Origin of the sequence: Granulicella mallensis (genome assembly GCF_014203225.1) — a bacterium.
GTDB lineage: Bacteria > Acidobacteriota > Terriglobia > Terriglobales > Acidobacteriaceae > Granulicella > Granulicella mallensis_A.
This window is the reverse complement of record NZ_JACHIO010000003.1, coordinates 91703-106176: the sequence shown is the minus strand read 5'-3', so window position 1 is coordinate 106176 and position 14474 is coordinate 91703. Positions and strand designations below refer to the sequence as shown.

Annotated in this window: 11 protein-coding genes; 3 read left to right on the top strand and 8 right to left on the bottom strand. The window is 57.3% G+C overall.

The genetic code is table 11. The annotated features are described in order from the left end of the window. Window positions 1-185 precede the first annotated feature (185 nt). Window positions 186-377: a hypothetical protein gene (locus HDF15_RS03790; RefSeq protein ID WP_184252934.1), complete on the bottom strand. Its 192-nt coding sequence runs from the start codon at window positions 375-377 to the stop codon at window positions 186-188. A gap of 255 nt (window positions 378-632) precedes the next feature. Here HDF15_RS03790 and hpaI point away from each other — a divergent pair, with 255 nt between their 5' ends. Continuing rightward, a complete protein-coding gene (gene hpaI / locus HDF15_RS03785) occupies window positions 633-1430 on the top strand; it encodes a 4-hydroxy-2-oxoheptanedioate aldolase (RefSeq protein WP_260330816.1) in 798 nt (265 codons plus the stop codon). Here hpaI and pqqE read toward each other — a convergent pair whose 3' ends face one another. Genes pqqE through pqqA form a run of 5 tightly spaced genes read right to left on the bottom strand, consistent with a single transcriptional unit; the run spans window position 1431 to window position 4544 of the window. After that, a complete protein-coding gene (gene pqqE, locus HDF15_RS03780; RefSeq protein ID WP_184252932.1) occupies window positions 1431-2516 on the bottom strand; it encodes a pyrroloquinoline quinone biosynthesis protein PqqE in 1086 nt (361 codons plus the stop codon). It lies immediately after the preceding gene. 3 nt (window positions 2517-2519) lie between these two features. Beyond that, window positions 2520-2780 (bottom strand): pyrroloquinoline quinone biosynthesis peptide chaperone PqqD, encoded by a 261-nt coding sequence (pqqD, locus tag HDF15_RS03775; protein ID WP_184252930.1) that lies wholly within the window; start codon window positions 2778-2780, stop codon window positions 2520-2522. Between the two features lie 10 nt (window positions 2781-2790). Then, window positions 2791-3570 (bottom strand): pyrroloquinoline-quinone synthase PqqC, encoded by a 780-nt coding sequence (gene pqqC, locus HDF15_RS03770; protein WP_184252929.1) that lies wholly within the window; start codon window positions 3568-3570, stop codon window positions 2791-2793. After that, window positions 3555-4460, bottom strand: a complete 906-nt coding sequence (pqqB, locus tag HDF15_RS03765; RefSeq protein WP_184252928.1) for a pyrroloquinoline quinone biosynthesis protein PqqB — start codon at window positions 4458-4460, stop codon at window positions 3555-3557. The genes pqqC and pqqB overlap by 16 nt, the downstream gene beginning before the upstream one ends. Window positions 4461-4463: 3 nt before the next feature. Continuing rightward, window positions 4464-4544, bottom strand: coding sequence for a pyrroloquinoline quinone precursor peptide PqqA (gene pqqA, locus HDF15_RS26370; RefSeq protein WP_150110859.1), 81 nt, complete (start codon window positions 4542-4544; stop codon window positions 4464-4466). 369 nt (window positions 4545-4913) lie between these two features. Here pqqA and HDF15_RS03755 point away from each other — a divergent pair, with 369 nt between their 5' ends. Both HDF15_RS03755 and HDF15_RS03750 read left to right on the top strand, forming a co-directional pair. Continuing rightward, window positions 4914-7589, top strand: a complete 2676-nt coding sequence (locus HDF15_RS03755; protein ID WP_184252927.1) for a hypothetical protein — start codon at window positions 4914-4916, stop codon at window positions 7587-7589. Between the two features lie 287 nt (window positions 7590-7876). After that, complete coding sequence (locus HDF15_RS03750) at window positions 7877-9490, top strand: hypothetical protein (RefSeq protein ID WP_184252926.1); 1614 nt, start codon at window positions 7877-7879, stop codon at window positions 9488-9490. 229 nt (window positions 9491-9719) lie between these two features. Here HDF15_RS03750 and HDF15_RS03745 read toward each other — a convergent pair whose 3' ends face one another. Both HDF15_RS03745 and HDF15_RS03740 read right to left on the bottom strand, forming a co-directional pair. Further along, the gene (locus HDF15_RS03745) at window positions 9720-10808 is read right to left on the bottom strand and encodes an alginate lyase family protein (RefSeq protein ID WP_184252925.1); all 1089 of its coding nucleotides are present in this window, start codon (window positions 10806-10808) and stop codon (window positions 9720-9722) included. A gap of 85 nt (window positions 10809-10893) precedes the next feature. Then, entirely contained in the window at window positions 10894-14394 is a 3501-nt protein-coding gene (locus HDF15_RS03740) for a TonB-dependent receptor (protein ID WP_184252924.1), read from the bottom strand. Window positions 14395-14474: the final 80 nt, after the last annotated feature.

Here is a 14474-nt window from a genome sequence, read left to right as displayed (position 1 = left end):
AGAGAACGGACAGCCTCAACCACTTTGTCGTTTAGAAAAATCGCAGTCGAAGTAGCAGAGGATCGAATGGCCGAAACACATCGAATCCAGCAGTTTCCCTATAGGCAGAAAGGCCCGGCTCTCGTAATGAGTTGCCGGGCGCTTTTGCTTGCCTGTACTACGGTTGGGGACGGCTTACGTCTTATTTAGAGAGGCCCGTTATTCCGCTGCGCCCTGATGGAGGGCTTCTTCACGGCCTTCTTCACAACTGTCTTCTTCGCAGCTTTCTTCGCTGGTGCCTTCTTAACAGCTTTCTTGACGGCTTTCTTTGTGGGGGCTTTCTTGACGGCTTTCTTCACAACAGCTTTTTTTATCGTTGCCAAGGTCTTACCTCTCATAGTTGAATTTGGGACCCACGCCATGTTTACGTTGGATATAGCGAATAGGCAAGAATCAACTTTGGTTCATGTGCTGCATTTCCGGTTGCTAAGGGATTAGGCACGAATGGTCGTCTCGTGAAGTCGCACGATGTAGACTTCACGATGGAGATTTAAGGTGGGTATCGGCGATCACCCCGCCAGCCCTTCCCAATCGATTCCGGGCCACTCGGCCCAATAGCCTGCTGCTTCTATAAGACTGGAGTCTAATCAGTAATGATGGAGAATGTTTTCAAAAAAGCACTCGCTACCGGTCAAACGCAGATCGGATTGTGGGCGAGCTTTGCAGACGCTTACGCTATCGAGATTGTCGCAAGCGCCGGGTTCGATTGGCTGGTCATCGATGGGGAGCATGGACCAAATGATCTGCGCTCCGTGCTTGCCCAGCTTCAGGCGGTCGCTGCTTATCCCACGCATCCAGTCGTGCGCCTTCCGATCGGCGATCCGGTGCTGATCAAGCAGTACCTCGACATCGGTGCCCATACGCTTCTTATTCCAATCGTTGAGACGGGAGAGCAGGCAAGGCAGTTGGTGGCCGCGACTCGATATCCGCCACACGGAATTCGCGGGGTGGCGTCGGGGCGTGCCTCGCGCTGGGGCGCTGAAGCCGAGTACCTCGCGCGCGCGAACGAAGCCGTCTGTTTGCTGATCCAGGTCGAAACGTTGAAGGGGGTCGAAAATCTGGATGAGATTCTCGCCGTGGAGGGTGTCGATGGCGTTTTCATCGGGCCGTCTGACCTGGCAGCATCGCTTGGCCACCTGGGGAATCTCGGCCATCCTGATGTGATCTCGATGATCGAATCAGCGATTGCTCGCATCGTGCAATCCGGTAAAGCCGCCGGCATTCTTACCGCGGATACTGCGCTCGCACAGAAGTACATTCAGCGTGGTGTTACCTTCTGTGCGGTAGGCGTTGATACGACTATGCTGGCTCAAGCCGCGCGAGCCTTAGCCCGCAAGTTCAAGGGAGATCTTCCCCCCGCACCCGTCGTAAAGCCGGGTGCGACGTACTAATTACCCTCTCCAGATCGGAAGAACGTCGTCGGAGGGAAGCCTAAGCTCTGTCAGCAAATGGTGGTCTGGGCTGTACCGGCACACGGGATCGATGGCCTGGGCGTCGCCGGTAAGCAGAAAAGCCTGGCAGCGGCATCCTCCAAAATCCTTCTCCTTCCGCGGACAGGCCAGGCACGTCTCCGGCATCCAGGAGTCTCCGCGAAAGCGCTGAAAGGCTGCGGATGACTCCCATATCCACCCAAGGTCGTGATCCTGCACCTTGTCGAACCGCAGGCCGGGGATGATCGCTGCAGAGTGGCAGGGCAGCGCCTGTCCTGTCGGGTCGATCAACATCATCTGCCGTCCCCAGCCGCCGACACATGCCTTGGGAAAGCTGCCAAAGTAGTCAGGAAAGACCGACTCCAGGTGGATCTTTCCTTTAAGCCGAGCCTTTGCCGCTTCGATCACAGGCAAAGAGCGATCTACCTGCTCCTGCGTCGGCATCAACAGCGACCGGTTCTTCAGCGCCCAGCCATAGTACTGAACGTGCGCAATCTCCAGGCGATCCGGCTCCAGCTCTTCCGCCAGCCCGATAAAGGACTCCAGTCGATCGAGATTCATCCGGTGGACGACGAGGTTAACCGTGAAAGCAAGAGGGAATTCCTTGAGCACCGGAACCAGCGCAAGCTTGATCGCATGAGCTCGCGTGCCTGCGATATGGTTGGCCGTCGTCTCGTCGAGGTCCTGAAAGCTGAGTTGCAGATGTTCAAGCCCGGCTTCCACCAACTCTCCAAGCCGCTCCCTGGTCAGCCCGACCCCCGACGTAATCATGTTGACGTAGAGTCCCGCCCGGTGTGCGGTATCGATCAGCTCGGCAAGGTCTTTCCGCGCCAAGGGCTCTCCGCCGGTGAGATGCAGATGCAGAATCCCAAGACTGGCGGCCTGTTCAAAGACGCGCTTCCAGTCAGCCGTTGGTAGCTCATCTTCCGCGCGCTTCAACTCCAGCGGATTGGAGCAGTAAAGACAGTGCAGCGGGCAGCGATGCGTAACCTCCGCGATGAGCGAGAGCGGCTTGGGCAGGGACGAAATAGGGCTGGAGGTCAACATGGTTTATGCGCGCACGACGCCGTGTCCCTGCATGCGTTCCAGCAGGTCGACCACGTCTTTCCGGATGTCATCTGCAGGCGCCCCGGCGTACTGTTTCAGCAATTCCTGCACAACGTCTTCGACTGTTCGCTTTCCGTCCAGTTGTTGCAGAATCTCACGAGCTGGGCCGCGCAGATTCAACGCCCCTTCCGGTATCAGCAGAACCGATTCGGTCGGATGCAGGCGGCAGCCGGGGGCAAGTCTTGGAGTGTCGTTCAATTGCATGGCAGCCTCTTCAAACCTGTGGGACGAAGCACCCCGGCGGTATGTTGCCGGGCTGAACATAGGCGTAGTCGATCGCATCGAGCTGTGCCCAGAGAATGGCGCACTTTCGTTCCAGCGCCTGGATCACCTGCTCCTGTTCGCGCCGGGTCTGCGCGTGGGTGGAGACGTAGTCCAGCGCGAACGCCGCGTCCTCGGGAGCCTGGGTAAGCCGGCCCTCAAAGTAGCTTAGGCCGCTCGAAAGATAGGGATAGTGCAGGCGAAGCTGATCCATGCGAAGAGAGATGAGGTCGCGTGAGAATAGCTCCGTCAACGAAGAGGCGACGGCGATGAGAAGAGAGCTGTCGCGCACCAGCGCCAGATAGGCATCCACCGCATAGACGACTCCGGGCAGCACGCCAGTGCAGGGAATCACCTCTTCGCGCGAGAGTCCGGAGGCCTCCGCGAGTTGGAGCCATTTTTCGATGCCGCCGTAGCCATCCTGGTTTCCATCATGGTCGACGATGCGCTTTCGCCAGACCCGGCGAAAGGCAGGATCATCGCTCTTGGCCAGCACGAGCGAGTCTTTGATCGGGATGCGGCTCTGGTAGTAATAGCGGTTCAGCGTCCAGGCCTGCAGTTGGCCGCGAGTCAGCTCCCCCGCGTGCATGCGCTGATGGAAGGGGTGCAGGTGGTGATAGCGTCTCTCTCCCACCGCGCGAAGACGAGCGTGCAACTCGTCTTTCGAGAGAAGGGCATCGTCTCCAACCCTGCCTTGAGCGGCTAATTCAAGAGCGACTAATTCAACTGCCATCCGTCATGTCCTATCTGCCATCCGGCATCCACTACCAGCTTATATTCAGCGCTGCGAGGATCGAGCACCGGATTGGTGTTGTTGATGTGTACGTAAATCTTCTGCCGTGCGGAGGTGTTGTTCAGCAAGCTGAGCGTGCCATCATCACCACTCATGGGCACGTGCCCAATGGAGCGTGCAAGTGGGGTTCCAGCGTGTGTGCTGCTGAGCTCCTCGTCGCTCCAGAACGTGCCATCCACCAGGATCGCGTCGCAGGAGTCATAGAGGTCTCGCAACTCGTCCGTCACCTCAGGCACGGAGGGCGTATAGGCCAGGCGCTGGCCATCAGCCTCGAGGACGAGGCCCAGCGTCGTCTGTCCCGGTTGCTCTATGTGACTCTCGCGAGCATAGTAGGGAAGCCCGCCCTGAAAAGGGATCGGCGTGCAGGTAATTCCGCCGCCGAGAGTGAAGCTCTCCTGTGGAGAGATCTCTACCCAGGTCAGTTGATCGGGAACGCGATGCAGCATGCGGAAGAAGCTATTTGACTCCAGCACCTCGCGCACCAGGGCTGTCGCATAGAGGGTGAGGGGCTGGAACTCGCGAAGCAGAAGAACACCCAGCACCTGATCTAGATCAGCGCTGGTCAGGATGATGCCTCGAATCGGGGTATTGCGTTTGCCCAGTCGGGAGCTCGGCTGCAACTCAGGATGCGCTTCGATCTGCATTCTTAGATCAGGCGAGGCATTGATCAGAAACCAGTTCTCCGCATCGGCAGAGAAAGAGGCTTGAAGCTGCATTCGGGGTTGGACAATCTCAGGGGATTTGCGGCACAGGTCGCACAGCTTGCAGGCGCAGTTCCACTGGGGAATACCGCCGCCGGCGGCGGTCCCCAGCAGTTTAAAGTTCAGCAAGGTTTAGATTTCCGCAGGGGCGTAGCAGTTGATCTCGCAGCCAAGGTTGACTTCTACAAAATCAGGACGGGTCCAGGCCTTCATTTCCATTTCGATCTCCTTGAAATTCCTTGAGGAAATGCAAGCGCTCTTCTACTCGCCTTTCCGAGGTAATTATAGCTCTCCATTTGCTTCTGCTTTTGCCGTTGCTTTTCTGGTTGTCATTCCGAGCGCAGCGAGCGAATCTGCTGTCTCCCGTTCTTCGTTCGAACCGCCCGGCATCTAAGCCAACACAACAAGAACAAGACCTATCCCAATGCGCAGCATTCCGGAGCTCTGGCAAAAGCGGGAGACAGCAGGTTCCTCACTTCGCTCGGAATGACAACCAGAAAAGCAACGGCAACGGCAGCAATCTTTTCGATTCGGCAGACGGATCACAACCACCCTCGACACCTGAGCGTCTAAGACATTCAGATGAAACTCTTAAGAGTTGCCGCCTGCCTTTTCGTCGCTGCCATCACGGCAACTCTCCGTGCTGATAATGCACGCTTTGATCTCGTTGGTCCCAAGATCGATGTCCGCGTCACTCGTGGCACTGCCACGCTTCCCATCGCACAGGTTCCGAACCTGCAGCCAGGCGACAAGATCTGGATCAAGGCTGACCTTCCCCATAGCCAATCCAACCACCTGCTGATCATCGTCGCCTTCCTGCGTGGCACTACCAACGAGCCGCCTGACCACTGGTTTACCGAGATCGACACCTGGGACAAGAAAACGATCGAAGGCACGACGATCACAGTGCCCAGGGAAGCCGAGCAGGCTGTGATGTTTGTCGCGCCTGAAACCGGCGGCGACTTTAAAACTCTTCGCTCCGCGGTCAAAGGCAGGCCGGGGCTGTTCATCCGCGCCGATGCCGACCTGAATCAAGCCTCCTTCGAGCAGCAGCGCATCGAACGCTATCTCGCGGCGATGAAGACGATTCCACAAAACGATCAGAAGGCCATTCAGGACCACTCCGCCAAGCTGGCTGCTACGCTTGCTCTTAAGCCGAATGCCGACTGCTTCAAACAGCCTGTGGAACAGCAGGTAAACTGCCTCACGCAGTCCAGTGCGCCGGTCCTCCTCGACGATGGGCATGGCCAGAGTGTTGCTGATGCTCTTACCACCGGAGCCTCTTCCGACTTTATTAATGCGGCTTCCGCCACACCGGTTATCGCGGCTGGAATTTATTCGGCCTATGTCGGCGCTGTTGTGGACCTCGTCCACCTTGTTAGCCTGCTGCGCACGGCCCAGTATCAATACATTCCCGGAATCAGCTTTCCGCAGGGTTCTACGCTCAACCTGAAGCTAAACGCTCCGCCCTCTTTCAACAATCCCAAAACGGTCATCGTGATCGGTTTACCGGCCATTCAGTCGGCCAAGCTGCCACCGCTGCACCCCCACGATGCCGACGAGGTCGCCTGTCTCCTGCAGCCGAAGATGGCTCTGCAACTCGAAGGAGCGCCGCTCGTCTTCTCTACCAGCTTCGCGCACGATCTCATCCTCCACCTCAATCGAACCGGCGCGCCCAGCGATATTCCCTTGACGCCCGATGCCTTTGAAGGCGGCCTTATCGCCGCGAAAGAAGAGCAGCGCAGGCCTCTCGTCGATGACAGCGCCAGCGCGCCTCCCGCAAAGTCTGACGTGAAGATCGGTTCCAGCACTGACCTCACCATTACCGGCACTGTCCGCGGTTACTGGGGCTTCGACCCCTTCGAAGGTCCCACCCTCACTCTCCAGCAGGTCGACGGCAAAGACTGGAAGATCGTTGGCGACACTCAATTAATTGCAGGGCAGGACAACCATCTCACGCTCAAGGGCGATGGCACCGCCTGCGTTCAGCACATCGCTCTTACGACCAGTAAGGATAAAGATATCGACGTCGCCTTCAAGCCGACGGCAAGCGATGGTGGCAAAGTCGCCAAGGACTCGCTCGACCTGGACGCCTCGCTCAAGAAGGTGCAGCCCGGCGGCTACTCGCTCGCGATTCGGCAGTACGGCGATGCCAATCAGGACAAGGTCCCACTTACTGCCTATACCGGTGACATCCATCTCGATGGCCTGAAGATTCACACGGGCGACAATGAAGCTGTACTTACGGGCCAGGGGCTTCAGGATGTCGTCTCCGTGCAGATCGCCAACCAGGCCTTTACTCCCACCGGCACTGGCAACGACGACAAGACCCTGCATCTTCACTCCGGGGCAGGTGTCTCTCCTGACAATGGTGCTGACGCAACCGCCAGGCTCAAAGACGGTCGCACCATGAAGATCAAGGTCGCTACCGAAGCCGCACGTCCAGGCCTGAAGCTGCTCTCGTTCGATGCCACACCCGCGCAGCAGGACGGCTCGATCCCTGTCACCCTGGGCACAAAGAACGACATTCCGCTCAACGGCAAGCTCACCTTCGTCGTGCAGACCAAGGATGTTTTTCCCCGCACGCAGACCATCGAAGTCGCTACGGCCGACGGTTCCGTCCACACCAGCCTCTCCTTTGCCGCCAACAACCTTGTGCTGCAGGATGATCACACCGCCATTGCCATGCTTGATCCTTTGAAGGCCTTCGGTCAGTCGGCCTTTGGCAATCTGCAGATGCGTCCTGTCGCGGAAGATCAGACTCCGGGCGACTGGACACCGCTCGGCACTCTCGTCCGCACCCCGCAGATCACTGCCATCCACTGCACCAGCGCAGATGCTCCTACCTGCACGGTCGACGGCAACCAGTTCTTCCTGGTGCAAACCTTTGGGGCGTCCAAGGACTTTGCCAAGCCAGCCGAGGTGCCCACCGGTTTTGCTGCGAATACCTTCATCGTGCCCACACCGCTGGATGGAGCGACGCTCTACCTCAAGCTCCGCGACGATCCCAACGTCGTGGCCACGGTAACTCTGCCTACTCCGATTGTGAAGTCCACGCCAGCGCCTGCCACAACCGCACAAGCTCCGGCCTCGACACCGGATGCCACGCCTGCAACGCAGAGTGCTGCACCAGCGACACCCGCCGCCACTCCAGCCCCAGCTTCGCCGAATCCATCCACCCCCCCGGCAGTGCCGGCCACGCCGCCGTCTCCCACACCCGCGCAGCCTTCAACCGACACTTCAACTCAGCCGAAGTAAGGATCATGTTGTTTTGCGTTTGGGAAGGGCTGATAGCGTCTGACGAACGGGAAGTATCGTCTTTGTCCTTGTCGTTGCTTCTGTCCTTGGCTATTGCCTTTGCCTTGAAAGGGCGGGACTTCAGTCCCGCCGTCCCTGACTTGCCGCTGGCGTGGCTTTAGCCACTGAGGGAATGCTCGCTCGTCAAAGAGCCCCTCCACTGCTAAGCCCCTTTCGCGTTTGTCCTGCTAAGCCCGGGCCTATTTCAGATCTGCCCCAATCAAGCGAAGCTGTAAGATAGTCGCTGGATGAAAAAAGTCTGGCCACTTTGGTTTGCTACGGCGGCATACTTTGTAGCCCTAGGCGTTCTGCTCGCTATCATCCTCGGTAGAACCCACGGCCACCAGCTTTACCCGCTTGACGATACGTATATCCACGCCGCCGTTGCCAAGAATCTGGCTTTGCACGGAGTGTACGGGATCACCCGTTACCACAGCAGCTTCCCCTGTTCTTCCATCCTGTGGCCGTTCCTGATTGCGTTTACGTTTCTTATTGTCGGCGTCCACGTCTGGGTTCCCTTTGTCCTCAACATTGCAATCTCTCTCTTCATCCTCTGGTTTAGTTATCGCCTGTTGAGGCGTGTAGGGATGTACCTAACGCCCGCTCTTGAGGCGCTTTTCCTTTTGCTTTTGGTGTGCAGTGTCCCCTTGGTCGGAATGACCTTTCTGGGGATGGAGCACCTCTTCCACCTCTTGGCCTCTCTGCTTTTGCTGGGCAGCTACGAGGCCGCGACGCGTCCAAAGCCTGCCCGGGGGGCCGCAGCTCTCCTGGTGCTCGCCTCGTTTCTCGTTACAGGAGCGCGCTACGAGGGGCTCTTTGCAGTGCTGCTGGTCTGTGGACTGCTGGCTGTAAAGTCCAGGTGGAAGCTTGCTTTTGCTGCTGGTTCTTCAGCCCTGCTTCTGGTGGTTGCGTTTGGGCTCTATGGGCTCTCTCAGGGCTCGACCTTTCTGCCGTCCCCGCTCTTGATCAAGACGGCTGGAGCCAGCAAGTTCTCTCCTTTGACCTGGCTGCACAACCTGTTCGGCAGGCATGCCTTGATCTCCGGGGTGACCCTTGTCTTTCTCCTATGCTGCGTTCTTCTCATCTACTTGCAGAAGAGTTTTCCCCATCAACACAGCCAGCTTAAGCATTGGCTGCTGATTCTTCTGGGTGTCTTTCTCCTGCATGCCCAGTTCGCTCAATTTGGGGGATTCTTCCGGTACGAGGCTTACCTGATTGGCGCCGGCATCGTTGTGATCTTTGCCGGGGTTTCGGCTTTGATGGCTTCAGGCACGGATCATGCCTTCTCTCGGGAAGCGCAGCTCGTGGCCAAAGTTTTATTGGTGTTGACCGTGCTGGGTCTCGGCGCGCGTGCTGCTATCGTCTTCTCGATTATTCCTGAGCAGACCTATGGCGTATACGCGCAGCAGTATCAGGTGGCAGCTTTCCTGGGCCAGCACTATGCCGGACAGGGCGTTGCTTTGAACGATATCGGCGCTCCCAACTATTTCGACGACATACGCTGCCTCGACCTGTGGGGATTGGGCTCAGTCGATGTAGAACGTCTGCGAGTCAGCGGTACCTTTGACCGCGATGCGATCGATCGGCTCACCACGACCGGCCATGTTCAGATTGCGGTCCTGTACCGCTCCTGGTTTACCGATAAGATCCCTGCTCGCTGGGTGCCTGTTGAAGACTGGCAAGTCACAGACCTCAAGGGGCACTCGGTCCTGGGAGGCGACACGGTTACGTTTTATGCTGTCGACCCCTCTGAAGCTCCAACCCTGGCCCGCAACCTTCTGGACTTCGATCGGCAACTGCCTCCTGGCGTCCGTAGCAAGCAGTTATGGACAGCCTCCTCGGCAGAACAAAGCCAACGCTAAGTGCCTTTGCTTTTGCCTTTCTGGTTGTCATTCCGAGCGCAGCGAGTGAACCTGCTGTCTCCCGCTCTTCGTTCGTATCACCCAAAAATACGTGAGCTCAAACGAGGGATCGGTTCGAACGGACACGCAATGTTTGTGGTGGTATTGGCGAAAAACGGGAGACAGCAGGTTCCTCGCTGCGCTCGGAATGACAACCAGAAAGGCAACTGTTTCTCCCCGACGCCGTCCTCTACGCCGGCGGCAGCCCACCCAGATAATAGACACTCAAACTAGGCGCCGCCTGAATCAACCGCGTCAGCTCCGCATTCGGAAAGCGCCGGACATAGGGAGGCGCCCACCCAATCTGGTCTCCGGTGACGACCGTTGGAACCTCCTGCTTCACTCCCGTAGCCTTCTCAAAGAGCGCTGGATCATGAAGCCCTGCTACGGAGACGTCTGCCAGGCGATGAATCGCACCCTTCGCATGGGTGTAGAGATCGAGATGATTGGCCTCTCCAAACTCCGCCAGCAGGACGAGCGGTGCCAATGCATAAAGATGGTAGTGCAGCGCCTTGCTGCCTCGAGCCATCTCCAGGGGAAGCGTTCCGTCAGGCCGTATCTGATCGACCCCGTTGTCGTAGGTCGCCATGGCCCAGTTGAAATCGCTCTGGTTGTCGGCGGCTACACCGATTGCCGCCAGCTCCACCCCAGCCCAGTACAAGTGATTATTTCCCTTGCCGCCGTCCTTTTTCGTATGCCCGTCGTACCAGTCCCTGGTCTCCCCTCCGACGCGATGCAGCCATTTGGCAATGACTGCGTTCTGCTCCGGAGTGGCGTCTCCGGTTTCACGAACTTTGAGATAGGCGATGGCGATGGCCCCTACGACCCAACCCTGCACATAGTAGGCCTGGCTCGAGGACATCTTGCCGCTGAGCGATCCGTCCTGTGCCATCGTGACGATTCGACTGGTGGCGCACTGTGCCGCCTGACGCGAGCCGGAGGTGCGGTAGTCATCGGCGGCCCTGACGATGGCCATTCCAACCTCTTTTACCTTGCCGCTCGACTTGCGATAGGCCTCCTGCCGCACGGGATCGATGATGGAGTGTGTCGGGTCATCCAGCCTGTAAAAGCCATCGGTGACAAGATCAGGCGTGAGATGAGGAAGAGCCGGGCAAGGGTAAGCCGAGCCGGTCGCTGCAACAGGCTTTCCATCCCAGGGAGAGCGCAGAGGGGCTGCAAGGAGCGCCGGTGTTACTGCCAAGCCGAGAGTTGCCAGTGCGGCATATCTACAGAGGAACGGGCCATCTGCACGGAAGGGAAGTCGTATAGGGCTTTTCATTCAGTCTCTTTCTGGGGCTATTCTGTTACCTGAAAAGGCCATCCTTGCGGATGGCCTTTCCTGTACAGCGATTATTCGGTAGTGGTTAGAAGAAGAAGCGGGTTGAGGCCTGCAACTGACGATTCGGCTGTGTGGTTGTGATCTGGCCGAAATTCGATGAGGTGCCAAAAATTGCTACGGTGGGTCTCTTGGGATCCGCTGTCACTGTGAGCGAACCATTAGGTGCTCCGAGGTTTGTATGGTTGATGACGTTGAAGGCATCGATACGGAACTGGAACTTCAATTGCCGATAGATCTGGAAGTCCTTTGCAACGGAGGCATCGAAATCGACTTCGCCAGGGGCCCGGTTAGAGTCTCGCGATACGTTGCCGAAGCCAGTGGCGACGATCTGTGTTCGCTGACCGCCAATGGTGTTGTAGACCGGTCCGGAGGCGGTGAGCGGGAAGTTTGGATCGCTCGCAGCATCGAAGTATTGCAAGGCCGGCCCGTTGAGGGGATGGTGCGACAGCTTGAGAAGCTGGGGGTTTCCATTAGGACGCTGGGATGAACCCGGAATCTCGTTGGTCTGCGTGATGTTGATGGGCAGTCCGGTGTGGCCTACAAATACCGGCGAAATGTGCCAGTCACGCAGCCACCACGGTCCCCGGGTTGTGTAGACGACGGCGATGTTCAAGGTGTGCTTCACATCGATATTGCTAACGGTGAAGTCCTTGATGCGGTCCGGGCTATCGACGGCATACTGCGAGTTTGCCGTTCCATTGGGTGCTGAGAAGTTGTAGATCGTGCTGCCGTCATCTTCGCTCTTGGCATAAGTGTAGTTCGAGAGAAGAGCCAGTTGCTTGTTGAACTGACGGCGAACAGTTACCTGCAATCCGTTGTAATTGGAAGCTCCAATGTTGTCGTTCGTTTGGAACTGTTTGAGAGTCGGGTACGGGGATGCATTTTGAGTTGCAAGGCTGGTGTTGGCGAGGGTCACCGCAGGTACCGCTGAGAGGGGAACGACGTTCTCGTTCAGGTTATAGGACAGGTGGAGCGCATGGTTTCCGACGTAGTTGACCTCCAGCGTAAGTGCGAGAGGTAGCTGACGTTCGAAGCCCAAATTCCACTGTTGCACCATTGGCAAATGGCTCTGGTCGTTGAACGATACGGCGACACTATAGGGATTGCTGGCCGTAGCAGCCGCCACGACGCCGAAGGGATCCTGCAAATTAGCTGGAGGCGCAAGGGGGAGGCCCTGCGAAAGGGAGAACGGCTGAGCTACGCCAGTCCCAAGATTGTTATAGCTGATGACATTGTCAAAGCCCGGATAGGCGAGCTGCCCGCCGAGATTCTGGAAGATGGTTCCGTAGAAGGTGCCGAATGCAGCGCGGATGACGGTTTTGTTGTCAACGCTGTAAGCCAGGCCAATTCTTGGAGAAACGTCAGCCTTTGGGGTGCTGATATTCAGGGACCGGGAGACACCATTGAGGCCTGCAGCCAGCAATTTCCCTGTGGACGGGTCGATACGGCTATAGATGTTAGTGGCAATCGTTAGCGGCGACTCATACTCGTAGCGAACTCCCAGATTCAAAGTCAGCTTTGGAGTAACTCTCCAGTCGTCTTGCAGGAAGATACCGTAGTTGTAATTGCGCCGTCCCGTGGGAGGCTGAGGCTGTTCGTACTGTGCAGTCTTGATCTTGCCGAGGAGGAAGTCGGCAATTTGCGTGTTGGGATTGCCTGCGGACCCCTGGTTCGTGATCGTGCCGTCGAAGAGAATCTGTCCTTCGGGGCTTGTGGCAGGGTTGAAGGAGTTGAATTCGTTCTTGCGAAGCGATGCGCCAATTTTGATGGTATGCGGTCCGACCGTCTTCGTGACAGTCCCGAAAGGGGTGTAGGTGTTGGTGATGTTGACCTGGTTCGTGTTGGTATCCGCGCCGATATCGCTAATAGCATTTGTGGAGGAAGTGGAAGTAGCACCAGTGGTAGCGCCGAAGATGAGTTCCGGTGTCTGGTCAAGAGGCAGCGATGCAATTCCAAGCTGTTGCGAAGCATTCTGGCCGGCTCCGGGGGGATTGCGGAGCACGACGTTGCGGAAGAAGCCCATGTTCAAGTCCATGACCAGAGTCGGAGTCCATGTCCGTGTGTAATCGACAGAGGGAAGCCATGCGTTGTTACAGGTGCAGTCCCAGGTCGTATTGAGCAACGAGCTGTTCCAGGAGACGGCATTTGGGGTCGAGGTAGTGAAGCGATAGACATTGAAGCTCAGCCTGTCTTTCACCGTGACATTCTCATCCACACGGGCCACGAGCTTGACAACATGGCCTGTCAAATTTTGCAGTGAAGTCCAGTTGCCGGTGTAGCGACCATTTGCCTGATCGAAGGTTCCAACCGTGTTCGGAAGTGGCAGCAAGGCCAGGATCTTTGCTGCTGCAGGATCGATAGGGCCAATCTGGTTGTTAGCAAAGACTGCCGACGATTTTCCGTTCGGCTGGTAAATCGGTTGCGGGGAGTTGGACAGATCGCCTGAGCGCTGAGCGGCCGTTGGAACGGTCGCTGTGAGGGTTGTTGAAGCAGGCTGAATCGTACGGTCATAGTTGACAAAGAAGAAGGTCTTGTCGTGGCCGTTGTAGAGGTGGGGAATCCGGACGGGGCCACCAAAAGAACCGCCTTCCTGGAAGAATCGATCACGGTTGCGCGGTGTGACGGCTCCCGTCTTCGTGTTGATGGTGTCTTTATGGAAGTACTGGTTGGCGTCAAGTGCCTCGTTGCGCAGGAGGAAATAGACATTGCCATGGTAGACGTTGGTTCCGGAGATGGTATTCACGGAGATCACGGCACCCGAGGTGCGGCCATACTCGGCCGGAGCATTTGTGGTGAGGACGCGGAATGAATCAATTCCATCCGGCGAGGGCAGCGTTGCAGGGCTTCCGGTTGAGGCGACGATGGTCGAAACTCCATTCAACAGAACCTCGGTGTTCAGCGTACGGCTGCCGTTGATCGAGAGTTGCGAGGTGTTCGGCGTATCGCCGGCGCCGCCGTGAGCTGCACCTGGAATAAAGGTCAACAGGTTCTCAGTCGCTCGCTGCTGCAGGGGTAGATTCTGAACTTCGGTCGGAGCAATGAGCGTCGATACGTCTGACGTGCTTCGGTCGAGTTCTTCGCCTCTGGATTCGACGGTTACCGTTTCGGTGTCCTGGCCAAGCTGCAGGTTGATATTGACCGAGGCGACCTGTGCAACCGTTGCGATGAGGTTATTGATGACAGCCTGCTTCAGGCCGGGAGAAGTCACCGTTACCCGATAGGTGCCCGGGATAACCTGAGGCGCTACAAAGTCGCCTGAAGAGTCCGTAACGCCATTGAAGACTGTTACGCCTGTGTCCTGGTTGACTATAAGGACCTTGGCGTTGGGTACAAGAGCTCCGGTCGGGTCGAGGACCTCGCCGCGGATGGTCGCGTTGGTGTTCTGGGCGTAAGCTACGCCGGCTCCAGGGAAGAGACCAGGGAAGGTCCCCCAGGCGGTCAGCGCCAATACCGCTGCAGCTATCGAAAGTCGTACCGTGCTGCTGAGTTGATTCGGGATTCTTTGTACCCGTTGATGGATGTTCATGAAACTAGCCTCCGAAATACTTTGGTGCATCCAGGCATGCACAAACTTAAAATTTGTTGACCGTCGTGTGATTCAGAATC